The 22,500-nt window shown below is 63.7% G+C and carries 20 protein-coding genes; 11 read left to right on the top strand and 9 right to left on the bottom strand.

All coding sequences use genetic code 11. The annotated features are described in order from the left end of the window. Window positions 1-74: 74 nt before the first annotated feature. Genes ACN9MZ_RS14810 through ACN9MZ_RS14770 form a run of 9 tightly spaced genes read right to left on the bottom strand, consistent with a single transcriptional unit; the run spans window position 75 to window position 9,592 of the window. Window positions 75-3,203, bottom strand: a complete 3,129-nt coding sequence (locus ACN9MZ_RS14810) for a DUF6701 domain-containing protein (protein ID WP_426342848.1) — start codon at window positions 3,201-3,203, stop codon at window positions 75-77. Window positions 3,204-3,207: 4 nt separating this feature from the next. Then, window positions 3,208-3,657, bottom strand: a complete 450-nt coding sequence (locus ACN9MZ_RS14805; protein ID WP_426323595.1) for an agglutinin biogenesis protein MshP — start codon at window positions 3,655-3,657, stop codon at window positions 3,208-3,210. Next, window positions 3,654-4,466: a PulJ/GspJ family protein gene (locus ACN9MZ_RS14800; RefSeq protein WP_426342847.1), complete on the bottom strand. Its 813-nt coding sequence runs from the start codon at window positions 4,464-4,466 to the stop codon at window positions 3,654-3,656. The genes ACN9MZ_RS14805 and ACN9MZ_RS14800 overlap by 4 nt, the downstream gene beginning before the upstream one ends. Further along, entirely contained in the window at window positions 4,463-5,044 is a 582-nt protein-coding gene (locus tag ACN9MZ_RS14795) for a type II secretion system protein (RefSeq protein ID WP_426342846.1), read from the bottom strand. Before ACN9MZ_RS14795 ends, ACN9MZ_RS14800 begins: the two co-directional genes overlap by 4 nt. Beyond that, complete coding sequence (locus ACN9MZ_RS14790) at window positions 5,034-5,564, bottom strand: prepilin-type N-terminal cleavage/methylation domain-containing protein (protein WP_426342845.1); 531 nt, start codon at window positions 5,562-5,564, stop codon at window positions 5,034-5,036. The genes ACN9MZ_RS14795 and ACN9MZ_RS14790 overlap by 11 nt, the downstream gene beginning before the upstream one ends. Before the next feature lie 24 nt (window positions 5,565-5,588). Continuing rightward, the gene (locus ACN9MZ_RS14785) at window positions 5,589-6,125 is read right to left on the bottom strand and encodes a type II secretion system protein (protein ID WP_426342844.1); all 537 of its coding nucleotides are present in this window, start codon (window positions 6,123-6,125) and stop codon (window positions 5,589-5,591) included. A 44-nt stretch (window positions 6,126-6,169) separates the two neighbouring features. Beyond that, window positions 6,170-6,607: a hypothetical protein gene (locus ACN9MZ_RS14780; RefSeq protein WP_426342843.1), complete on the bottom strand. Its 438-nt coding sequence runs from the start codon at window positions 6,605-6,607 to the stop codon at window positions 6,170-6,172. Between the two features lie 41 nt (window positions 6,608-6,648). After that, window positions 6,649-7,884 (bottom strand): type II secretion system F family protein, encoded by a 1,236-nt coding sequence (locus ACN9MZ_RS14775; protein ID WP_426342842.1) that lies wholly within the window; start codon window positions 7,882-7,884, stop codon window positions 6,649-6,651. A gap of 1 nt (window position 7,885) precedes the next feature. Beyond that, window positions 7,886-9,592 (bottom strand): GspE/PulE family protein, encoded by a 1,707-nt coding sequence (locus ACN9MZ_RS14770; protein WP_426342841.1) that lies wholly within the window; start codon window positions 9,590-9,592, stop codon window positions 7,886-7,888. Between the two features lie 172 nt (window positions 9,593-9,764). Between ACN9MZ_RS14770 and ACN9MZ_RS14765 the strand changes: the two genes are divergently transcribed. The 11 genes from ACN9MZ_RS14765 to ACN9MZ_RS14715 all read left to right on the top strand — a co-directional run bounded on the left by ACN9MZ_RS14765 (window position 9,765) and on the right by ACN9MZ_RS14715 (window position 22,496). Then, window positions 9,765-10,649, top strand: a complete 885-nt coding sequence (locus ACN9MZ_RS14765; RefSeq protein WP_426342840.1) for an ExeA family protein — start codon at window positions 9,765-9,767, stop codon at window positions 10,647-10,649. Then, window positions 10,646-12,466: a pilus (MSHA type) biogenesis protein MshL gene (gene mshL / locus ACN9MZ_RS14760; RefSeq protein WP_426342839.1), complete on the top strand. Its 1,821-nt coding sequence runs from the start codon at window positions 10,646-10,648 to the stop codon at window positions 12,464-12,466. The genes ACN9MZ_RS14765 and mshL overlap by 4 nt, the downstream gene beginning before the upstream one ends. Beyond that, the gene (locus ACN9MZ_RS14755; RefSeq protein ID WP_426342838.1) at window positions 12,463-14,208 is read left to right on the top strand and encodes a hypothetical protein; all 1,746 of its coding nucleotides are present in this window, start codon (window positions 12,463-12,465) and stop codon (window positions 14,206-14,208) included. The genes mshL and ACN9MZ_RS14755 overlap by 4 nt, the downstream gene beginning before the upstream one ends. Window positions 14,209-14,214: 6 nt before the next feature. Continuing rightward, window positions 14,215-15,909, top strand: a complete 1,695-nt coding sequence (locus ACN9MZ_RS14750) for a GspE/PulE family protein (RefSeq protein ID WP_426342837.1) — start codon at window positions 14,215-14,217, stop codon at window positions 15,907-15,909. A gap of 1 nt (window position 15,910) precedes the next feature. Continuing rightward, window positions 15,911-17,107: a type II secretion system F family protein gene (locus ACN9MZ_RS14745; protein ID WP_426342836.1), complete on the top strand. Its 1,197-nt coding sequence runs from the start codon at window positions 15,911-15,913 to the stop codon at window positions 17,105-17,107. 4 nt (window positions 17,108-17,111) lie between these two features. After that, entirely contained in the window at window positions 17,112-18,656 is a 1,545-nt protein-coding gene (locus tag ACN9MZ_RS14740; protein ID WP_426342835.1) for a hypothetical protein, read from the top strand. Then, complete coding sequence (locus ACN9MZ_RS14735; protein WP_426342834.1) at window positions 18,653-19,279, top strand: hypothetical protein; 627 nt, start codon at window positions 18,653-18,655, stop codon at window positions 19,277-19,279. Before ACN9MZ_RS14740 ends, ACN9MZ_RS14735 begins: the two co-directional genes overlap by 4 nt. 495 nt (window positions 19,280-19,774) lie before the next feature. Next, window positions 19,775-20,494 (top strand): hypothetical protein, encoded by a 720-nt coding sequence (locus ACN9MZ_RS14730; protein ID WP_426342833.1) that lies wholly within the window; start codon window positions 19,775-19,777, stop codon window positions 20,492-20,494. After that, complete coding sequence (locus tag ACN9MZ_RS14725) at window positions 20,491-21,192, top strand: type II secretion system protein (protein ID WP_426342832.1); 702 nt, start codon at window positions 20,491-20,493, stop codon at window positions 21,190-21,192. Before ACN9MZ_RS14730 ends, ACN9MZ_RS14725 begins: the two co-directional genes overlap by 4 nt. Before the next feature lie 22 nt (window positions 21,193-21,214). Next, window positions 21,215-21,763, top strand: a complete 549-nt coding sequence (locus ACN9MZ_RS14720; protein WP_426342831.1) for a prepilin-type N-terminal cleavage/methylation domain-containing protein — start codon at window positions 21,215-21,217, stop codon at window positions 21,761-21,763. Window positions 21,764-21,770: 7 nt separating this feature from the next. After that, window positions 21,771-22,496 (top strand): histidine phosphatase family protein, encoded by a 726-nt coding sequence (locus ACN9MZ_RS14715; protein WP_426342830.1) that lies wholly within the window; start codon window positions 21,771-21,773, stop codon window positions 22,494-22,496. Window positions 22,497-22,500: the final 4 nt, after the last annotated feature.

Genomic DNA, 22,500 nt, shown 5'->3' with positions numbered 1-22,500 from the left:
CAAACTTTTAGATGAAGAAACAACCGTAATTGTTTGATTAATATGCCATATTTTGCCATCGTTCAGCCCCGGTGTCAGTACAGTTCTCTTATATAGGTGACAGGTGTGTTGCGATAAATGCCAAAAGTTGCCCTGCCCACGGTACTGGGCAGCCATTCCGGTGCCAGCACAGGGTCGAAGTAGTAATCCGCCGTGCCGCTATTGCCCGTGCCAGGCGCGCTCAACAGGAAGCGCGTCTGGCCATTGCTGATGGAGCGCAGTGCAGTCGAGGTAGCGCCGAGTACGGTTTTGCACGCGCTCCCGGACAGCAGGTTCTTCTTGCAGTTCGTAAAGCGCAACAAGGCGGGATTCACCACGTCTGCCATGGAATTCCCGGCACTGGTGGCCCAGCGCGTACCGTTCCAATATTGCACGGTCGCATTGACCGGCTGGTACTGCAGTTCCGAGCCGAAAAGATTCGGCAACTGCAGGCGCGCGTTGACCAGCACCACCTGGCCTTCGACCAGGTCGCGTGCGGCGTCGTATCCGTACAGCGAGCTGACACCGTCGGCATCGGTCGCGCGCACGTACACCAGGACCGGCGCCTGGCGACCGGTGTTTGCCCCGCCAGCGATTGAATACGGATTCGCCAGCTTGTAGTCGACCGATAGCGACAGGGTCCCGTCGTCGTTATCGAAATCGATGTCGCCGCTGTCTTTCACCATTGCCGCTTTCTTGTCGCGCCGCAGCGCGTTGTCGGGCGTGCTGGCGCCGAAGACCAGTGTCGGGCACACACCGCCGCTGGGCGGTGCAAGGGTCTGGTTGCCGGCGCCGCACATGTAAAGGGCTTTGGAAAACGCACCGCGGTAGTTCTTCAGCAGGTTGCCGTCCACATCGTGCGCCGTCACCGTGGCGGCAAACGGCAATCCCGAATACACCATGCCGCTTGTGGCGGAGCAAGGAACGTCGGCCGGGCAAGGCAGGATGGGGCCCAGCGAATCCGGGGCTTCCACCGTAGTGTTGAAATGATCGGGCACAAAGCGGCCGATATTGGTGGTGGCCGGGCTGATGCCGCCGCTGCCAAGGTAGTCGTTGCCGGCCAGGGTCGCCTTCACGGTAATGATGCCGACCTCCGGGTATTTGAAGGTGCCGCTCGAGCGGCCCAGCGAAAACGGATCGAGGCTGCCTTGCAGCTCTGGCTGCGCCACCATGTCGGCGAAGCTCAGGCCATCGCTTGGATTCGGATCGAAGTTCACGCTGCGCGGCGAAATCTCGTTGCCGAAGTTCTGTGCAAAATATTTGGTGCCGTTGGTCTTGTCGCGGGTACGCACGCCCACACGGATCGTGAACGGCTCGCCAGCGGCAGCGAACTTGCCGCCGGTGGCAGTGCTGGCGCCCGGATTGTCGGTGCGGGTGCCATTGGCGGCGGTCTTGAAGACCTCCATCTCCAGCATGTACGGACGCATGACCACCGGCCCGCTGGCCCCGGTCTTGCCTGTCGAATCCTGCATGAACAGCTTGATGCGGCCGACATCGAAATAATTGAACGTCAGCGGGCTGCTGATGCTGGCCTGGTTGGCATCGACCACCAGGGCACGGTACAGCGACCATTGGACACCACTTGGCGTGGCGCTGCTCTCGGCGCATTTGGGCAGCAGAGAGGCGCGGTCAGGGAAGGATGCGAACTCCGACGATCCCTTGACCGGGTCCTGGCAGGACATGCCAAAGCGCATCGACACCACCGTCGGCAAGGTCGTACTTGGCGGGGTCGGGACGCCGGAAGCATTGACCAGCGTGATATAGACTGGAATATCGTCGCCGGCGATCACGCTCTTCCAGTCGATGAACAGGCATTGCCCGGTGCTGCCGAATGCCACGCCCTTGGTGCACTTCGATTGCGTAAACACGTAAGGCGCGACGGTGACCGACGCGGTATCGGTGTCCGTATTGTTTGACATCTGGTTGTCGAACTCGCTTCCGCTGACGGTGACGGTGTTGCTGAGCGAATTGGTCACGGCGTTGACCATCACGGTCAACTGCAGCGGTGGCGCACTGGCGCCCACGTCCAGCGTCGTGTTGTAGTTGCAGGTAATTTTCTGGCCGGCCTGGGCGCAGGTCCAGCCATCGCCGCCCGCATACACCAGGCTGACTTGCGAAGGAAGATTGTCGACCACCTGCACGGTTCCCGGCTCGGCCGCGGGTCCGTAATTGGTGACATTCACCGTGTACACCATGGTCTGGCCAAGCGTCGGCGCCTGGTCGCGCGAGATCGAAATGCCAAGGTCGGTCACCGGCGTATTCGGTACCGCGATAATCTCCGCGCTCAGCAGCACCAAGTCCTGGTCGGAACGGTACACTGTCGTCGCGCTGGTCTGCCCGGACTGGATCACCGGGCTGCTGACTGTGTACGAGTCATAGTCGATACCATAGGAAACAGAGTCCGTGCCGGCAATGGTGCTGACCGAATTGAACTGGTTACCCGGCGGATTCACGCTGTTCGACATCGAATAGCCGTTGAAAGTCAGGAACTCGCCGCTCGAAGTACTGCTCAGCGTTGCGTCGCCTTCCCAGGTAATGTGCGCCACGCGCCCGGTCTGGGTCGTCAGGGGGGGAATCTTGAAGTTCGACAGCGACAGGCTTACGCTGCTGTACTGGATGTATTGGAAGCCTTCATAGATGTTCAGCACCCTGAACGTTTCACTTGGCAGCGAATAGATCACCACCATTGACCAGCCGCCAACCACGGCTTGCACATCGCACCATTTCGCCGAGTTATTGATGGTCAGGCCGGAAAACGTATATTTGCCATTGCGCTTGGCCGTGACCTCGGCCGTAATATCGTAGGCGCCGCTGAAAAAGTCATAGCCCACGGTAGCGCTCTTGTACTGGCGCGAGGCAGGCGCGGTAACCGCCTTGCCTTCAAATACCACAGAATAGTCGGTCGTGGTGCCGGAAGCGGCCCAGTAAAGCTGGGCGCTGAGGATCTTGGCGGTCGTGGGAATCCCGCTCAGGGTCACGTCCGTGGTCTCAGTGGCTGCATAGATACTGCAAGGATTGGTCGTGTTGGATGCCTTGCGCAGCGTCCTTTCCGCCCCGACGAAATTGACGTTGCCCGCAAAACTCTTGAACAGCGAAATGGTGGTGTCGGCATGCGCGCTCGCCACCAGCGCCATCAGCATGGCGACAGTCTGCAGCAGGCGGCGAAGGCACAACAGGCTATTCACTTCTTCATTCTCCGAAATCGACCTGGATGACGCGTTGCACGTAGTCGGAACTATTGTTCGCATTCGGGCAAGCGCCCGCGGCAGGCTGGTTGCAGGCGACCGATCGCATCCGATAGCGCTTGATCGCCCCCAGCACGGTGGTGGTGCAGGTCACCGTGACAGTATATGGGCTGAGGGTAGTGTTGGCGGGCATGGCAAAGCTCGACGTGGACGAGGCCCCGCTCGCTGCCGGACACAGGGCGTTGCTGCGCAACTGGCGATGCAGCCCCCACTCCACGCCCGAGCGTGCGGCCTGGTAAGCGCGCGTGCCCTGCACGTCCAGCCCGAAGGCCGCCTGCTGCGTGGAGGTAACACTGACGATGGCCACGGCAAGGAAGGCTAGCACGACGACCAGGAAAATAGCCGCTACCAGGCTCACGCCGCGCTGCCGCGAATATTGGCGCATGCTTGTCATATCGGGTTGTCCACGTGGATCTGGTGGAATAGCTGCACCGATTCCGCCGGCATGTCCGGCCGCGCCAGCGTCAGGCTGATGCCCAGCAATCCGGAGCGGGTGTTGGCGATATTCGCCTCGTATGTGAAGCGGCAAGCCGTGACATTGACCGCCAGGATCGCAGTATCCGCTGTCGCTGGCGGTGTGTAGTTCCATTGCCGGACCAGTTGGCGGTTCGCCAGGTCGCACAGGAACTTGACCGGCCCAGTCACCACCTGGAAGCGACGCGCCGGCGAACTCAGGACGGGAGCAGTGGCTCCCGCGCTGGCGAAAGGATTGCTGACCAGGGTCACGACATTGCCCGCCACGGAGCTGACCAGGGCGATATTGTCGCCCGCATAAGCATCTGCGCGGTCGATGCCGGGTCCCAGGTTGTACACCACGATGGAGTCGGTTCCCGGCACGATCGCAGGCGAAGGCATCTGGCCCACTACGGTAAAACTGCGCTTCGTGCTATCGGTGAAGTCCAGGTAGCCGGCGCCTTCGTCGTCTTCTTCGGCAAGATAGCGTCCGCCGGATTTGGTCGGAAAGAATTCCACGGTGGTCCCACCGCCGCTGACCCGCAGGCTATTGGGCAGCGCCCTGCGCACCTCGCGCGCAATGCGCCGCACCGCGATATCGGCGGCGTCGCTCAACTCGGCGCGCGCGGCGCTGTCGACATAGGCTTGCACCGGCGCGCGCAGGAATACGGCAACCATGCCGGCCACGATGCCGGTCAGGACGATCACAACGATCATCTCGATCAGCGTAAAGCCCCCTGCCCGCTTCATTGCGCCACCTGCGGCGAGTGGCGTGTGCGATAGGTGTCAAGCTCCACGAAGTCGCTTGCCAGCGGGCCGTGCGTCACACGCACCGTCAGGCGCAGCACTTCCTGCGTGGCCACGGCGGCGGTCGACGTGATGCCGTTCAGCGGCTCGGCGCGCAAGGTCAGCGTCGCAGCGTAGCCGCTGACGCCAAGGTCGTTGCCGGCGGCATCGACCAGCTTTCCGGCGGCGTTATTGAAGGCGGCGTATGGTACGCCCAGGCTCGGCACATAGTCATTGATGTTGTCGAACGGCCGTATGCCGCCCTCGTTACCGATGGCTTCCGGCGTCGCACAGTCGCCTGGCGACGTCGGGTTTTCCGTGGTATCAAGCGGATCGCAGAACGTGAACGCCGCCAGCTGGACTTCCTCCAGCAAGCCTTCGGCAATCAGCAAGGCCTGCTTGCGGCGTAGCGGGTCCGCGCTGGCATTGCTGGTATTGGCCAGCGTGCGCAGGATGGCTGCAGCCGCAATGCCGACAATGATGATGAACAGGATCAGTTCGATGAAAGTCAGGCCCGACTGGCGATCGCGTCTAATAGACATAGCCGGTTTCCCATTGCACCCGGACGGCCTGCTGTGTGCTGCCGGCACTCACCTGAAGGTTGAGGGAGCTGAACTCCGCGCCGGAAGACAACTGCGGCTTGCCGGAAGCGTCAAAAAAGAAATGATTGTTTGCTGCGCCCGCCGGCGACAGTCCCAGGACCACATTGGCCGGCGGCGCCATGCAGGCCCATGAACGGTCAGTGCCGCACTGGCCACCGCTGAAGCTGTTGCCGCCACCTGGATCGCGCACGTGATTGGCGGCGCTGCAGTTGGCGGCGAAGCAAAGCGCCACGCTCGTGCTGTCGAGGTACACATAAATTGGCCGGTTCTGCGCAATGGCCAGCTGCTGCCCATAGCGCAACGTCGCCCTCATTTGCGCTGCAAATCCCGTCGCATCGTAGTCGCCGCGCACGAAAAAGCGGCCAAACACGACTGCCGACAGAATCCCGACAACAACCAGCACAATGATCAGCTCGACCATTGTGAAGCCGCGCCCAGGCGAAGCTCCGCTGGTTGCCATCGATTCCTTATAGTGCCTGGCGGCTTAGCAGCCGGACGTATCCTGCGAAATGACCGGTGGCGTTACGACCGGCGGAGTCGCCGATGAGATCGTCGCTGCCGTAAATTTCACATAGCACTTGGCAGCCTTGGTCGTGCCCGCCACGCTCTTCGGCACAAAAGCCACCTCGCTGCCAGAGGTGGTAGGGCTAGTGGTCCCCGACGAGCTTGGGGCGATGGTCGTGTAGTCGGCACTATTGATGCCAGCCATATCCGCGATATGCGAATTCGCGGCAGCCGAGACAGTTGGATAGCCGGCGGCATCAACCGGGACATCAAGGCCTTCCATCTTGACTGGGCTCGTTTGCGCGATCAGCCAGCGGCTGTGGACCATCGAATTTGCAGCGTTCAGCGAACCACGCACAGCCGAGACACTCGCAGCACGCGCCTCACTGCCGACGTCCATGAAGCGCGGCAGCGCAGTGGCCGCCAGGATGCCGAGAATCACGATCACAACGATCAGTTCGATCAGGGTAAAGCCAGCTTGCTGCGAGCGGTTCATCGAATTTGGAAACTTTTTCATCACTTCTCCCATGAGTTCAAAAATCATATGGACCAGCTTCATGGCTAGTCATTTAATTGATTCAGAACAACACCGGCATTTTCTGCGGGCAGCTCTGAAGGCCTGACAGTTCGTTCGGGCAAGCGGCGCAATTCTAACTTGAAATACAGCATTTGTTGTTGCTTCAATGAAGATTTCTCTGGAGCAAGTAAAACATAAACCAGCTCTTTCGACTCCCTATCAAAGAACCACGTTCCCGGTCGTGCTGGAGCGATGCCACGGTTTGCAAACTCGCCGTCATAGTTGACGGGCTTCACCTCGAGCAATTGCATGGGATTGCTACCCTCGAGATCATCAGTTGTTGCGGTCGATCTTAGGCGATGCAATTCGACGGCGGCGCGCAGTTGTGCCAGCGTCACATCTATTGCCCGCTCTTCTGCGCTTTTAGTGTAGAACGGAATCTTGCTGAGGAAAACCGCCAGTAGCGCCAAACCAACGCTCAACCACGCCAACGCTTCAAACCGCCTGAACCTGCTTAGCCTTGTCATTTTTTGAAAGCGACTTTGCCCAGGTCCCAGATCGGCAGGAACACGCCAAGTGCCAGGATCAGCACCATGATGCCCAGGAAGGTGATCAGGATCGGTTCGATCTGTGCCGACAAGGTCTTCAATTCATAATCGACCTCGCGCTCATACATCGCCGCGATTTCTTCCATCAGGTCATCCAGCGATCCGGTCTCTTCACCGACGGCGATCATCTGCAGCACCACAGGCGTAAACACGTTTGCCGCTACCGCAGTGCGCAGGATGCTTTCGCCGCGCTCGACGCCATCGCGCATTTGCTCAACGCGGGCCGCCAGGTAGGCATTGTCCACCGTCTGCGACACCACCGTCAGGGCCTGCACGATCGGCACGCCACTGCGGGCCGACAGCGAAAAGCTCCGCGCAAAGCGCGACATGGTGCCCTTGTGAATGATCTTGCCGGCGATAGGCAGGCGCAGCTTCCATCGGTCCCATTTATAGCGCCCCTTTTCGGTTGCGATCCATGAGCGCCACCCAAACCCGGCAACCACCAGCGCCGCCGCGAAGAATGGCCAGTACTGCACGCTGAAATTCGACGTCGCCAGCAGGATGCGCGTCATCAGCGGGAGCTCGGCATTCAAGCTGCGAAACACCCCTTCGAACGCGGGGATCACCCACATATTGATCACCACCATCGCCACCGCCATCGCGATCATCACGAAGGTCGGATAACGCAAGGCGGTGCGCACGCGCTCTTTCATGTCGCGCTCGAATTCAAGGTGGTCGAACAGGCGCAGGAAGACTTCGTCCAGCCGGCCGGTCATTTCGCCGACCCGGATCATCGACAGGTAAAACGGCGTGAACGCCTCCGGATGACGGCGCATGGACGCCGATAGTTCGCGGCCGGCATCGAGCGACTCGCGCAGGTCCGCGATCACGCGGCCAAAGGCCTTGCTGATTGCCGATTCCTGCAGGCCTGCCAGGCCGCGCATGATGGGGACGCCCGATTTCAGCAAGGTGTACATCTGGCGGCTGAACAGTTGCACGTCCATCGAATTGACGCTCTTTTCCGTCAGCCGTTCCCACAAGTTGGCCAGCCCCGACTTGCCCGGCGCGCGGTCGGCGGTTTCGGTAATCTCGACCGGCGTCACGCCCGTTGCGAACAGCTGGTCGGCAACCGCCCCGCTGTCGGTCCCTTCCAGCACGCCGGCGAGCAATTCGCCACGGCCATTCCGGCCCTTGTATGCAAAGTAAGGCAACTCAATCCTCTAGCTGGTTACTGATACGCATCGCCTCGGAAACGGTGGTACGTCCCTGCACCACCAGCTGTACCGCCTGGCGCCGCAACGTCTGCCCAGCCATCTGTTGCGTCGCCGCCTTCAGGAACGTGGCCGGGTCGGGATCATTGGCCGCGTCGACCACGGACTGGGTCATTTCCAGCAGCTCGTAGATACCGGTGCGCCCGCGATAACCGAGGCCATTGCAATGTGAGCAGCCTTTGCCATGGAAGTACCTGCCCATGTCGACCTTGTCCTTCAATTCGAGGCTGAGCCATTCGTGTTCGTTCGGCGTCAGGGTGTATGGCGTGGTGCAGGACTCGCAGATCACGCGCAACAGGCGCTGCGCCAGCACCGCTTGCAGCGAACTGCCCACCATGTAGCGCGGCACACCCATGTCCATCAGGCGCAGCGGCGTGCTTGCGGCGTCGTTGGTGTGCAGGGTCGAGAGCACCAGGTGGCCGGTCATGGCGGCGCGCAGGCCGATCTGCGCGGTTTCCTGGTCGCGCATCTCGCCGACCAGCACGATGTCCGGGTCCTGGCGCAGGGCCGAACGCAGCACGCGCGCGAAATCGAGTTCTATCTTTTCATTGACCTGCACCTGGTTGATGCCAGCCAGACGGTATTCAACCGGGTCTTCGACGGTGATCAGCTTTTTCTCCATCGAATTCAATTCCGCCAGTGCGCAATACAGCGTGGTGGTCTTGCCGCTGCCGGTCGGGCCGGTCACCAGGACCAGGCCATTCGGACGCGCCACGATGGCGCGGAAGCGCTCGAGCAGTGGCTTGGGCATGCCGATGGCGTCCAGCCGCAAGGTCATGCCGCTCTGGTTCAGCAAACGCATGACGATCGATTCGCCGTACTGCGTCGGCATGGTGGAGATACGTACGTCGATGCGGGCGTTCCTGACCCGCACGGCGAAGCGGCCGTCTTGCGGCAGGCGCTTCTCTGAAATATCCAGGTCGGACATCAGCTTCAGGCGCAGCGCCAGGGCGGGCGCGATCTTGATGTCGGCTTCGGTCTGCAGGTGCAGCACGCCGTCGATGCGGAAGCGGATTTGCAGCCTGCTTTCCTGCGGTTCGATGTGGATGTCCGATGCGCGCACCTGGGCGGCATCATCGAACAGCGACTGCAGCAGTTTGACGACCGGCGCTTCTTCCAGGCCGGGGCTGGCGGCGGCAAGCGCGCCAAAGTCCACCGAGCCCTCGCCCATTTCCTGTTCCAGCTCGCGCGCCAGGCCGGAGATGTCCTCGGTGCGGCGGTAGATGCGGTCGATTGCCGCCAGCACTTCCGTCTCGTTGACCACGGCCAGCTCGATGGACTGCTTCAGCAGGCGCGAGATTTCGTCGTACGCAAACAGGTCGGTCGGATCGGACAGGCCGACCAGCATCGATCCCTTGCGGTCTTCCAGCACCAGCGCGCGGAAGCGGCGGGCCTGGGTCTCCGGCAACAGCCGCACCTGCTCCGAACTGATCTGGTAGAACTTGAGGTTGATGTACGGGATATTGAGCTGGCGCGCCAGCGCGCCGGAAATCTGCTCCTCGGTGACAAAGCCGTGTTCAACGAACACCCGCCCCAGTTTTCGGCCGCTGCGTTTCTGCTCCGCCAGCGCCATGCCCAACTGTTCTTCCGACAGCAGTTTCTGCTGCACCAGGATTTCACCCAAACGAACCTTTTCCGGCCTCGTCATACCGCTTCCCCGTATCCAATATTTGCTGGCATTGTATGCGAACGAATCGTGCAAGCAAAGCAAAACTCGTTGATAGATTTACCACAGAGCATGGCTGGAGGGCGACGAATTCTTGCGATACGTGCTCCAATGGCAGGGCCTATTCCAACCCATCCGATGCCTGCACGCCGCCATGTACCAGCAACATTTTGGCCTGCACGAGGCCCCCTTCGGCATTACGCCGAACCCCGCTTTTTTCTACAGCGGGAATACGCGCGGCGAGATCCTGTCCGCCCTGCTCTACGCTGTCACCCAGGGCGAAGGCATCGTCAAGGTGACGGGCGAGGTGGGCTGCGGCAAGACCATGTTGTGCCGGATGCTTGAAGCGCGCCTGCCGCGCGGCGTCGACGTGCTCTACCTCGTCAATCCCACGCTCGGTCCGCAGGAAGTCCTGCACGCGATTGCTGCCGAGCTGGGACTCAATACCACCGGCCGCCGCGCCGATCAGGTGTTGCGCGCCCTGCACGCGGAGCTGATCGCCCGCCACGCGGCCGCGCACCGGGTCGTGCTGCTGGTGGAAGAAGCGCAAGCCATGCCGCTTGAAACGCTGGAAGAAGTGCGCCTGCTGACCAACCTCGAAACCGCCCGCAGCAAGCTGCTGCAGATCGTGCTGTTCGGACAGCCCGAACTCGATGAACACCTGGCACTGCCGCGCATGCGGCAACTGCGTGAACGCATCACGCACAGCTTCAATGTGCCGCCCATGCCACGCGACCAGATCCCCTACTTCCTCGCCCATCGCTTGCGGGCCGCCGGTTACCAGGGTCCCGAACTGTTCAGCCGTGGCGCCGTGCGCCTGCTCGCACGCAGCTCGCAGGGCATCGTTCGGCGCATCAATGTGCTGGCCGACAAATCGCTGATGGCAGCCTATGCCGAAGATTTGCCTTTTGTAAATTCGTACCACGTGCGCCAGGCGATTGAGGACAGCCGTTATTCGTGCGCGGCGGTTCCGGGCAATCGCAGTATGATCGTTTTCGATAAACTCCTGGCAACTTGCTTCAGGCGGCGATCAGCATGAAGAACCTGACGGCTTCCCTGTTATGCGTCCTGCTTGCGGCTTGTGCGGCGCCGAAACTTCCCTTGTCTCCAACCCATGTGGCCGAGCCAGAGCCGGTGGCGGGTGCGATTCCGGAACCGGTGCAGCAAAGCGCCGCACTTGCGCCGCCCCGGCCGGCAGCGCGGCAGGAGACCTACAGCGTGTCGGTGCACCGCGTGCCGGTGCAGTCGGTGCTGTTTGCGCTGGCACGCGATGCGGGACTGAATGTCGACGTGCATCCCGCCGTGGAAGGAACGGTGACCTTGAACGCGCTGGACCAGACCCTGCCGCAATTGCTGGCGCGGATCAGCAAGCAGGTCGACATGCGCTACGAACTGCAGGGCAATAACCTGCTTGTGCTGCCGGACCAGCCCTATTGGAACCACTACAAGATCGACTACGTCAATATCGCCCGCAGTACCAACAGCAGCGTGAACATCGCGACGCAGATTTCCACCACGGGCGGCTCGGCCTACAGCAGCGGCGGCGGCACGCCGTCCAACCCGCTGCCAGCAACCAGCAGTTCACTGAGCAACGGCGGCAACAATAATTCGACCACCTCGGTTGCCAATCGCTCGGACAACAATTTCTGGTACAGCCTGGAAAAGAACGTGCGCGACATGCTGCGCCCGACCACCCTGAATGACCAGCTCACCGATCCTCTTGCGCAGATGCGCGAGCAGGCCAACGCCATGGTACAGCAGATGCAGGCAGGCGCCGCCTCGCCCGATGCCGGCTATCCCGGCGCCCAGGCGGCTGCCGCGCAAACAAGAACCCCGGCCGGCGGGCCGGGCGCAACTACCGCTTTCGGCGCCGGCCCAGCCTCGCAGGGACGCAATGCGCCATCGGTGATTGCCAATCCCGAAGGCGGCCTGTTGTCGGTGCGCGCCACCAGCCGGCAGCATGAAAAGGTACAGGAATTCCTCGACATCATCATGTCCACCGCCAAGCGCCAGGTGCTGATCGAGGCGACCATTATCGAGGTCAAGCTTAGCGACCAGTACCAGCAGGGCATCAATTGGGCGCGCATCAACAACAACGGCACGCTGGGACAGGGCCGGGTCGGCACCACGCCACTGCCTTCCGGCGTGGCGCCGAACGGGTCGGCCGGGATCTTCATCTTCGACTATGCCAACCCGACCACGCGCTTCGGCAATATCACGGCTACCATCCAGTTGCTCGAATCATTCGGCAAGGTGAAAGTGCTGAGCAGTCCCAAGATCAGCGTGCTGAATAACCAGACTGCCTTGCTGAAGGTGGTCGACAACAGCATCTTCTTCACGCTGAAAGTGACGCCCGCCGTGCTGACCTCGACCGGCACCATTGCAACGCCCGCAACCTATGAATCGAAGGTCGAGACAGTGCCCGTGGGTTTCGTGATGAGCGTGACGCCGCAGATCTCGGCGGAGGACGAAGTCACGCTGAACGTGCGGCCGACCATAACGCGCATCGTCGACTATGTGGAAGACCCCAATCCTGAACTGAGCAAGCAGAACGTCAAGAGCCGGGTGCCGGTGATCCAGGCGCGCGAAATGGAATCGATCCTGAAAGTCCAGAGCGGCCAGGTGGCGGTGATGGGCGGCCTGATGCAGGATTCGGTCGACAACAAGAAGGACAGCATCCCCCTGATCGGCTCTGTGCCGGTGCTCGGCAACCTGTTCTCGTACCGGAACGAGACTGCCAGCAAGACCGAATTGGTGATTTTCCTTCGGCCTGTCGTCGTGAAGGACGCCAGCCTTGCCGGCGATTACCGCAACTACCGCTATCTCGTGCCTGCGCGGCCGGCGGGGGAACTATGAGCTTGCTGATGCAAGCCTTGCGCAAGGCCGAACGCGCCCGGACACAAAACGGACATGACGCGGAGCTCGATCATGGCCAGGAGCAGCAGCCGTTTGGCGCCGGTGCCGTGCCCTCGCCCGTGCCAATCGAAGGCGGGCCGGCCTTCGCCGTGATGCCCGATGCGTGGCGACTCGAACCGCTCGATGCCGAGCCGCCTGTCATGGCGGCGCAGGAAGCCGCGCATGATCCGGTACCGCCGCAGGCACGCCATGAACCAATGCGGCCGCCAGCCGCATCCCGCCCGGCGCCAGCGGCCAGCAGCGGCGACAGCCTGCGCGCATCGGCATCCCCTGGCTACGCAGCAGGCAACGGTGCTGGCGCCGCCGGTCCTGGCGCCGGCCCCGGCGGGGACCCTGCCGCCCGCCCTGGCCCCGCACGCAGGCCGGGCTTGTCCCGGGCAGCCGCCTCACCCCGGCGCCGGCTCGCCCTCCTGGCTGGCACGCTGGCTGCCTTGCTTGCAGTATTTGCCTTCATCTATTGGCGCGCAGTGTCGGCCCCAGGCCCCGGAGCGCGCTTGCCCATGGTCCCGATGCCGGCGCCCGGATCGGTTCCGGTAGCACAGGCTGGCTCGCAGCAGGGAGTACCGATACCTGTGACGCCTTACGTCACGCCGCCGGGCGCTGATCCAGCCCTGCCGGCCACGGCGCCCGCCAGCGTCGCCGGAGCAGCCGAAGGCGCCAGCACTGCCGCAGCCTCAGGCGCGGGAAGCGCAGCTGCGAACGGCACTGCCAGCCTTGCCGGCGCAGGGGCACCCGACAGCGGCGCAGCAGCCACCGGCACTGCAGCGGCAACCGGCTCAAAAGCACCGGCCACCAGGCCAGCTGTCGACGTCACCATCCCGACGCCCGAGCAACTGGCAGCGATCACGGACCCCGCGATTCGTGCGGAAGCGATGCGCGATGCCGCCGAACGCGCGGCCCGCCAGGTCCGTGCGGAAGGCACTGCGGCGCCGGCGCATGAAACTGGCGCGATGCGCGCGCAGGCAGAAGAGACTGTCAAGGTACGCCGTTCGGCACCGGCTGCCCGGCCCCAGGGCGAAGCAGCAGCCGGCAGCGAACGCGCCGCCACCGTGCAAACCGCCGTCGGCGAGCAAGGCAAGGTGCAGTTTGTACGCGGGACAGGATCGGTGCAGGTTGCGCCTGCCGTGCAGAACGGCTACGCCGCCCTGAAGTCCGGCGACCTGGCCACGGCTCGCCAGCAATACGATCTCGCCCTGCTGCAAGACCCCAACAACCGCGACGCCCTGCTCGGGTCGGCCGCCGTGGCGCTGCGCGAACACGATGGCAGGCAGGCATCAGGCAACTACCTGCGCCTGCTCGAACTGGACCCCAACGACCCCGAAGCCCTGGCCGGCCTCACCGAACTGCGGCCCGGCGACTTGCAGGCCAATGAAATCAGGCTGCGCGGGCTGGCGCGCCAGCATCCCGACTCCGGCCCCGTGCAATTCGCCCTTGGCAACCTGTATGCGCGCCAGGGACGCTGGCCGGAAGCCCAGCAAAGCTACTTCCGCGCCTTCAGCGCCATGCCCGAAAACGCCGACTACGCCTTCAACCTGGGGGTCGGCCTGGACCGCATGAACCAGCCGCGCCTTGCGCAAACCTATTACCGGCGCGCGCTCGAACTGGCGCAGGCCAGCCCTCCCGGCTTCAATGTCGATACAGTCCGCAAGCGATTACAAGCCCTCGAAACGCCGCCCCAATAAAGCACAATGGCCGACACGCAGAAAATCCCGCTCGGCAAATTGCTGATCCAGAAGGGCGTCATCAGCCAAGACCAGCTCCGGATCGCGCTGACCGAGCAAACGCGCAACAACGAACCCTTGGGCAAGTTGCTGATCGCGCTCGGCTTCGTGACGGAAGCGACGATGCGCGAGGCACTCAGCGAAAAGCTCAATACCCGCTCGGCGGACCTGAAAAGCCTGGTGGTCGACGCCGTCGCGCTCAAGCTGATTCCCAAGGAGGTGGCCAAGCGCTATCGCGTCTTCCCCATCGTGTATGAACGGGCCACCGACGAACTGGTGCTGGCCATGTCCGATACCACCAACATCGTCGCGCTGGACCAGATCAGCGCCATGCTGGTCAAAGGCATCACGCTAGTGCCGCTGCTGGTCAACGACTCCGACATTGCGTACGCGATCGACCACTATTACGGCTTCGAGCTGTCGATCGACGGCATCCTGCATGAAATCGAAACCGGCGAGGTCACGCTGGACGCTTCCTCCGATGAATACAGCCAGCCCATGGTGCGCCTGATCGACGCCCTGCTGGCCGACGCGGTACAGAACAGCGCCTCAGACATCCACTTCGAGCCCGAGCACAGTTTCCTGCGCGTGCGCTACCGCATCGATGGCATCCTGCGCCAGATCCGCAGCCTGCACCGCTCCTACTGGCCTGCGATGGCGGTGCGCCTGAAGGTGATCAGCCAGATGAACATCGCCGAAACGCGCGCGCCGCAGGATGGGCGCATATCGATCCAGTTCTCAGGCCGCCAGATCGATTTCCGCGCCAGCAGCCAGCCCACCACCCACGGCGAAAACATCGTGCTGCGTGTGCTGGACCGCCAGAAAGGCATCGTCCCGCTGGAAAAGCTGGGCCTGGCCGAGCACGAACTCGATGTGCTGAAACTGATGATCGCGCGCCCCGATGGCCTGATCCTGGTCACCGGCCCCACTGGCAGCGGCAAGACCACCACCTTGTATTCGATCCTGAACCACATCAACACGGAAGCGGTGAACATCATGACGATGGAGGACCCGGTCGAATACCCGATGCCCCAGATCCGCCAGACCTCGGTCAACGAATCGGCCAAGCTGGGATTCGCAGACGGCATCCGCTCCATGATGCGGCAAGACCCCGACGTGATCCTGGTCGGCGAGATTCGCGACAAGGAAACCGCCGACATGGCGCTGGCCGCAGCCATGACCGGCCACCAGGTCTATTCCACGCTGCATACCAATTCCGCCGTGGGCGCCATCCCGCGCCTGCTTGACCTGGGCGTGGTAGCCGACGTCCTGGCCGGCAATATCATCGGCATCATCGCCCAGCGGCTGGTGCGCAAGCTGTGCCCCCACTGCCGGCAGGCAGTCGAAGCGGACGAGCTGGAACGGCGCCTGCTGGGGCTTCCGGCCGACCATCCGCCCGCCACCATCTACCGCGCCGGCGCCTGCGACCGCTGCGCCCACCAGGGCTACAAGGGCCGCATGGCAATCATGGAGCTGCTGCGCATGAGCGGTGAACTCGACGAAATGGTGGCGCGCCGGGCGCCGGCCCGGGAATTGCGCAATGCCGCCGGCGCCGCCGGCCTGCGCTCGCTGGTCGACGACGGCATGCGCCGTGTGATGGAAGGCCTGACCACGCTGGACGAAGTCTCGCGCGTGGTCGACCTCACCGACAGGTTGAGCTGACATGCCCCAGTTCATCTACCGCGCCATGGATGCCAACGGCAGCATCGTGCCGGGGAATATGGACGCGCATAATGTGCCGGACCTCGAGTTGCGCTTGCAGCGCATGGCGCTCGACCTGATCGACTACCGCGAAACACGCCAGCGCAAGCTGCGCATCGGCGGCCAGCGCGTGACGCGGCGCGACTTGATCAACTTCTGCTTCCACCTGGAGCAAATGAGCAGTGCCGGCGTGCCGATGCTGGACGGCTTGCGCGACCTGCGCGACAGCGCCGACAACCTGCGGCTACGGGAAATCATCACCGACCTGGTCGAAAAAATCGAAGGCGGGCTGCAGCTCTCCAACGCCCTGGCGTCCTATCCGGAAGTATTCGACCAGGGCTTCACCAGCCTGGTACGGGCCGGCGAACAAAGCGGCAAGGTCAACGAGGTCTTCCGCGACCTGGCCGAGAACCTGAAGTGGCAGGACGAGCTGGCGGCACAGGCACGCAAGGCCATCACCTACCCTGCTTTCGTACTGGTGATCGTCAGCGGCGTACTGTTTTTCCTGATGATCTACCTGGTTCCACAACTGACCGCCTTCATCAAGAACATGGGGCAGGAACTGCCGCTGCACACGCGCGCATTGATTGCCTTGTCGGACATCTTCATCCATTACTGGTATCTGCTGCTGGCTTTGCCCTTTGCGGCCTGGTGGCTCCTGCGCTGGCAGTTGCGCACCAACGAGCGCACGGCCTTCGCCTTCGACCGCCTGCTGCTGCGTAGCGTCCCCGTCCTGCAAAAGCTGATCATGGCGCGCTTTGCGACCTATTTTGCGCTGATGTATGCCGCGGGAATTCCCGTGCTCGAATGCATACGGCTCTCGGAAGGCATTGCCGGCAACCGCGTCGTGGCAGCCGCCATGCGCCGCGCGCGCGAACTGATTTCGGAGGGGCACAGCGTTGCGGCAGCATTCAAGCAGGTCGAGCTGTTCCCGCCGCTGGTGGTGCGCATGCTGCGCGTCGGCGAATCGACCGGCGCTCTCGATGCGACGCTGCGCAATGTGGCCTACTTCTACAACCGCGAAGTGCGGGAACGGATCGAACGCATGCAATCGATGATCGAACCGGCGATGACAGTCATCCTCGGCATCCTGCTGGGATGGATCATGCTGTCCGTGCTCGGCCCGATTTACGACACCATCAGCTCAATCAGGATCTGATGCCATGACCCGCAAACTCCTCCTCCACCTGACCGGCGAGCGGCTGTGCTGCTGGCTCTGGGAGCACGGCAGGCTCGGGTCGGGGCCGTGCTTCGATCCTTCGCCGGATGGCTGGGCAAGTTTCGCCAGCTGGCTCGATGGCCGCCAGGACACGCCGGCCCTGATGCTGGCCGACCTGGTGGAAGAGGACTTCCAGCGCCACCTGCTGCCGCACGTTGCCGGCCGCGCAGGCCTGTCCATGCGCGAGCGCCGCCTGGCGCAGTCATGGCGCGACACGCCTTTGCGCTGCGCACACATCCAGGGCCGCGAGGATGGCGGCCGGCGCGACGATATCGTGCTCTTTTCGGCCTTGACCAACCCGGCCACCCTGGCGCCCTGGCTCGATGCGCTGGAAGGCCAGCGCATTCCGCTGGCGGCGCTGTATACGCCAGCCCTCCTCAGCGCCAGCTTGCTGCCGGTGGAAGCGCGGCAGCAAGCGCATCTCTTGCTGGTGACAGAGCATGCCAGCGGCATACGGCAGACCTACTTCCAGCACGGCAAGGTGCGTTTCTCGCGGCTTGCTCAGGAAGCGGCAAGCGCCGAGCTGGAAGCCGAACGCACCCGCCAGTTCCTGGTTGGCTCGCACATGCTGGAACGCGAGATGCCCTTGCAGGCGCTGGCGCTGCTGCCGCTGGCACGCATCGCCGCGCCGCCAGCGACAAGTACCGCACCGCTGCTGGACTGGCGGGTCATGCCTCTGGGAGAGGCGGCTTCGCTGCAACGGCTGGCCGCATCCGACAATGCCGATGAGTTATTCCTTGGCCTGGCCGCGCGCACCGCGCCGCCCAGCCACTATCCGCTGGGGCCACGCCAGCGCTATTACAGCCTGTGGCGCGCGCGCCAGTCCTTGTACGCTTCGAGTGCCGTCATGGCGGCATGCTGCCTGCTGTGGACCGGGGCGAACATCGTGGGCTATTCGCTGGCGCGCAGCCATACGCAGCAATTGCAGCAGCAGACGCATGGTTTCACGACCGCCTACCAGAACAGCATGTCGAGCATGCCGCCAGCTGTCGACAAGACCGCCAACATGAAGGCGGCCGTGCAGATTGCACAAATGGTAGCCCGCCAGGGCCCATGGCCGCAGGCAGTGATGGCAATCCTGAGCGAAGCCCTGGAGCGCTCGCCGCAAATCCGCCTTACGCAGCTTGACTGGCGGGCCAACGCGCCGGGCGTTGTCCCGGTGACCGCCAGCAGCGCCTTTCCCGGTGCGGCCACCACGCCCGCCCTGGTGGCGCCGCTATCGTCCATGCTGATCGGCATACCCAAGGCGCCGCCGCAGCAGGTACGGCTGCAGGCCGAGGTCCTGGTGGAGCAGGACGATTATCGCAGCGTGCTGCTCAGCATGAACCGCTTTGCACAGGAACTGGCGCGCACGCCTGGCATGGTGGTGGAGATCGAACAGTTGCCCTTCGATATAAGGCCTAACGTCAAGCTGAGTGGCAAGGCGGGCTCGCCGTCGGGCCTGGGCGAGCGCTCCAAATTCACGTTGAACCTCCGGTGGTCGCCATGATTTTCTTTCGCGAGTTTTCCTTGCTGCGCAATGCCGTGCTGGTGTTCCTTGGCACGCTGGCAGTTTCGCTTGCCGCGGTGCTGGCGAGTTCGTGGCACCTGCGGCGCATACATTTCGAGGAGGCTGCGGCGCTGCTGGAGCGCGATGCCGCACGCCTGCGGCTTGCCCACGCCGAAACAGAGAAGGAAGAAATTCGCCAGTACCAGCCGCAGTTCGTCGAATTGCGGCGTCGGGGCCTGGTGGGGCCCGAGCGCCGGCTGGACTGGGTGGAGGCGATCCGGCAGATCCAGGAACAGCGGCGCCTGCTGCCTCTGACTTACGAGATCGAGGTGCAGCAACCATATCGGCTCGAGACAACCTTGCCCACCGGCGAATATGCCTTGCTGGGTAGCAGGATGGCCTTGCATATGGATCTGCTTCATGAACTGGACTTGCTGAACTTCCTGTCCGACCTGCGGCTGGCGGGGACGTTTGCGGTGCAGGATTGCGTGATCCGTCGCGCCGCCAGCGCCGCGCCGGTGGCAGGCGTACTGTCACCGACCCTGAATGCCGACTGCACGTTGAACTGGCTGACGCTGACGCCAGTGCCCGCCCCGGCCAAGCCGCTGCGAGGGTCGTTATGAAGGCGGGCTTGCCCGCGCTGCTCCTGCTGCTGGCGACCCAGGCCGGGGCGCAGGGTTTCGTCAGCATGGGCAGGTTGTTCACCACCCCGGACGAGCGGGCGCAACTCGATGTGCAGCGCAGCCAGGGCGCGCCTGCGGCCGGGATACCGGGCGGCAATTCCCCGGCACCAAGCACGGCCCTTGCCGCGCCCGCGATGGCGGCGTCGGCAGGCTGCCTGCCCGGATCGGCACCTGGATGCCCGCCGGTTGCGGCGCCAGTCAGCGCGGGAACCGAAACGCCCGGGGGCCAGGGCGCTGGTGAAGCAGAGCTGCCGGGCCTTCGGCTGGGAGGCGTCATCCGCCGCAGCAATGGACCGACGATGATCATCGTGAACGGCGAGGCGCAGGCTGCGCCGCCGGGCGGAGTGATGCGCGGCGCGGTCACTTTGCAGGCGGACGGGCGCTCCGTCGTGCTCAAGCCGGGCCAGCGCTACGACCCGGCCACGGGGGAAGTCCATGAAGCGGCACGCTAAACAGCGTGGCGCAGCGCTGCTGACGCTACTGCTGATCGCCACGGTGGCGTTGGCGGCAGTCTTGCTGTCGGCATTCAGCGGCAGCAGCAGCGAGCGCGCCCGCGAGCTGCGCACCCATGCCTTGCTCGCGCAGGCCAACGAAGCGCTGATCGGTTTCGCGGCGACCCACGGCCGCCTGCCGCGGCCCGCGCCGCTTGCCGCTGGCCGCGCCACGGGCGCCGCCACCGCTGCGGGCGCGGGCGAGGCGGGACGCGAACGAACAGTGCCCTGCGCAACAGAGGCCGACTGCACCGGCCTCCTGCCCTGGATGGACCTCGGGCTGCAGGCCGAGGACAATTGGGGCCACCCGTTGCGCTACAGCGTATCGCCCGCATTTACGGTCGCGCCACTGGAACGGACAGCGCTCATTGCCAGCAAACGCGTGCTGTCGCGCGACGCGAACGGCGCGCTCTTCTTCGTCGCCGGACAGGATGTCTGTTCCCTCGCCGCACAGTGCGCACCGGCGGTCATCCTCTCGCGTGGCCGCAGCGATGCGCCCGGCAGCCAGGACGAAGCCGGCAACCTGCTGGCCACCACCGACTTCATGCAGCGCCCGCGCAGCGCAGAAGCCGGCGCGCCCGGTGGCGCCTTCGACGACCTGCTCATCACCGTGCCGCTGCACATACTCTACGAAAGGATGGCGGCCGCCAAGACCCTGCCATGAGAAACCAAACCGCCTTCACCCTGGTTGAAATGGCGATCGTGCTGGTCATCGTCGGCCTGCTGCTGGGCGGCATGCTGGCGCCGCTGTCGGCGCAGATGGAGCAGCGCCGCGCCGCCGACACGACCAGGGCGCTGGAAGAAGCGCGCGACGCGCTGGCCGGATTCGCCGCCCGCAACGGCTACCTTCCCTGCCCCGCGATCTCCGCCTCGAACGGTCTGGAAGACCGCACTGGCACGCGCTGCAGCAACGAACGCCGCCTCGGCTTCCTGCCCTGGGCGACCCTCGGCCTGCCAAAGCTCGACGCCTGGCAGCACCTTTACCTGTACAGCGTCACGCCGTCCTTCAGCGACAGCGGAGCACTGTTCCGCCTCAGCACGCCGCGCGACATCACCATCGCCAGCCGCGATGCTGGCGGCGCGCTGGTCCCGGCCAGCGGGCAGAACGATATTCCCGCGGTAGTGCTGTCGCAAGGGCGCAATGGCTTCGGCGCCTTCAGCGACGTCGGCGTACAAGCAGCCGACATGGGCCAGGGTAATGTCGATGAAAAGGCCAACTTCCAGGCCAACGGCCGCATGTTCGTAGCACGCGACCGCGCCGACAACCCCGCCGCTGCGGGTGGCGCCTATGACGACATCGTCGTCTGGCTGTCGCCCAACATCCTGTTCAACCGAATGCTCGCAGCCCAAAGGCTGCCTTGACATGCAACTTAAGGAGAGCGCCATGAGACACCGCGGCTTTACCCTCGTTGAAATCGCCATCGTCCTGGTCATCATCGGCCTGCTGCTTGGCGGCGTCCTGAAAGGCCAGGCCCTGATCGACAGCGCCAAGGTCAAAAGCATCATCCAGCAGGCTACCGCGCTGCAGGCGGCAGTCAACTCCTACCAGGACCGCTTCCGCGCCCTGCCCGGCGACGATATCCTGGCCACCACCCATGTTCCCGGAGCGGCCGGCAACGGCAACGGCGATGGCCAGATCAGCGAGTACCAACTGGCGCCGCAGCACCTGGCGCTGGCGGGCCTGATCACCGGCTCCTACAACGGCACCACGGATTTCATGACCAGCGCCCAGGGCGGCGCGGTGTATATCTACAACGACGTGGTGGGCGGCCGGGGCGGCAACGGCATCCGCTTCGACAACCTGCCCGACACCTTTGCCGAGCAGATCGACGCCAAGCTCGATGACGGCAAACCCGATTCAGGCAACGTGCGCGCAACTGGGCCTTATACTAATAACGGAACCATCATTACGCGCCTCGCAATCTTCTTCTGACAGACCTATGACAGCAAACTCTGAACGGCGCCGCGTCTTCCTGATGCGGCATGGCAGCGTGACCTATTTCGACCAGGCCGGCAAACCCTACCTGCCCGAAACCGTCCCCCTCAACGAGGCAGGCCGTGCACAGGCTGCGGCCGCCGGCCAGGCCTTCGCCGCCGATGGCATCAAGTTCGACCGGGTCATCGTTTCCGGCCTGCCGCGCACGATCGAAACCGCGCAGCGCGTGCTGGCGGAAACCGGCCAGCACGCGCAACTCGAAACCTGGCCCGAACTGGCCGAAATCCGCGGCGGCAAGCTGTCCGGCATCCCGGACGATCAACTGCGGGAAGCCTTCACCGGCGCTTTTGAAGGCGTAGTGCCGGAGCAGCGCCGCTTCCTCGGCGGCGAATCGGTCGGCGAGCTGATGGACCGCATCCATCCCGCCATCGCCAGGCTGCTGGCCGACGATGGCTGGGATACCGTGCTGCTGGTCCTGCACGGCGGCGTCAATCGCGCCATCCTGTCCTATGCCCTGACGGGGGGCCAGCGCCTTTTCCTCGGCAACCTGTCGCAGGCTGCAGGCTGTATCAACGCCCTCGACGTGGGCCAGGAACGGCACGACTGGATCGTGCGGTTTTCGAACTTCGCCCCGCCCGCGCCACTGCAAGCCGCCACCCGCAGCACCACCATGGAACAGTTGTTCAAGGAATATTCCAAATCCCGCTTGCTTTCCCGCCCACAAAAATAGTACG

It is taken from the genome of Pseudoduganella sp. S-14, assembly GCF_049913285.1.
In the GTDB taxonomy this organism is placed as follows: domain Bacteria; phylum Pseudomonadota; class Gammaproteobacteria; order Burkholderiales; family Burkholderiaceae_D; genus Rugamonas.
This window is presented reverse-complemented; position numbering and strand designations above follow the sequence as displayed.

Coding starts and splice junctions, on each gene's coding strand:
- ACN9MZ_RS14805 (WP_426323595.1), bottom strand. CDS start 3,657: ATGACAAGCATGCGCCAATATTCGCGGCAGCGCGGCGTGAGCCTGGTA.
- ACN9MZ_RS14800 (WP_426342847.1), bottom strand. CDS start 4,466: ATGAAGCGGGCAGGGGGCTTTACGCTGATCGAGATGATCGTTGTGATC.
- ACN9MZ_RS14795 (WP_426342846.1), bottom strand. CDS start 5,044: ATGTCTATTAGACGCGATCGCCAGTCGGGCCTGACTTTCATCGAACTG.
- ACN9MZ_RS14790 (WP_426342845.1), bottom strand. CDS start 5,564: ATGGCAACCAGCGGAGCTTCGCCTGGGCGCGGCTTCACAATGGTCGAG.
- ACN9MZ_RS14785 (WP_426342844.1), bottom strand. CDS start 6,125: ATGAAAAAGTTTCCAAATTCGATGAACCGCTCGCAGCAAGCTGGCTTT.
- ACN9MZ_RS14770 (WP_426342841.1), bottom strand. CDS start 9,592: ATGACGAGGCCGGAAAAGGTTCGTTTGGGTGAAATCCTGGTGCAGCAG.
- ACN9MZ_RS14765 (WP_426342840.1), top strand. CDS start 9,765: ATGTACCAGCAACATTTTGGCCTGCACGAGGCCCCCTTCGGCATTACG.
- mshL (WP_426342839.1), top strand. CDS start 10,646: ATGAAGAACCTGACGGCTTCCCTGTTATGCGTCCTGCTTGCGGCTTGT.
- ACN9MZ_RS14755 (WP_426342838.1), top strand. CDS start 12,463: ATGAGCTTGCTGATGCAAGCCTTGCGCAAGGCCGAACGCGCCCGGACA.
- ACN9MZ_RS14750 (WP_426342837.1), top strand. CDS start 14,215: ATGGCCGACACGCAGAAAATCCCGCTCGGCAAATTGCTGATCCAGAAG.
- ACN9MZ_RS14745 (WP_426342836.1), top strand. CDS start 15,911: ATGCCCCAGTTCATCTACCGCGCCATGGATGCCAACGGCAGCATCGTG.
- ACN9MZ_RS14740 (WP_426342835.1), top strand. CDS start 17,112: ATGACCCGCAAACTCCTCCTCCACCTGACCGGCGAGCGGCTGTGCTGC.
- ACN9MZ_RS14735 (WP_426342834.1), top strand. CDS start 18,653: ATGATTTTCTTTCGCGAGTTTTCCTTGCTGCGCAATGCCGTGCTGGTG.
- ACN9MZ_RS14730 (WP_426342833.1), top strand. CDS start 19,775: ATGAAGCGGCACGCTAAACAGCGTGGCGCAGCGCTGCTGACGCTACTG.
- ACN9MZ_RS14725 (WP_426342832.1), top strand. CDS start 20,491: ATGAGAAACCAAACCGCCTTCACCCTGGTTGAAATGGCGATCGTGCTG.
- ACN9MZ_RS14720 (WP_426342831.1), top strand. CDS start 21,215: ATGAGACACCGCGGCTTTACCCTCGTTGAAATCGCCATCGTCCTGGTC.
- ACN9MZ_RS14715 (WP_426342830.1), top strand. CDS start 21,771: ATGACAGCAAACTCTGAACGGCGCCGCGTCTTCCTGATGCGGCATGGC.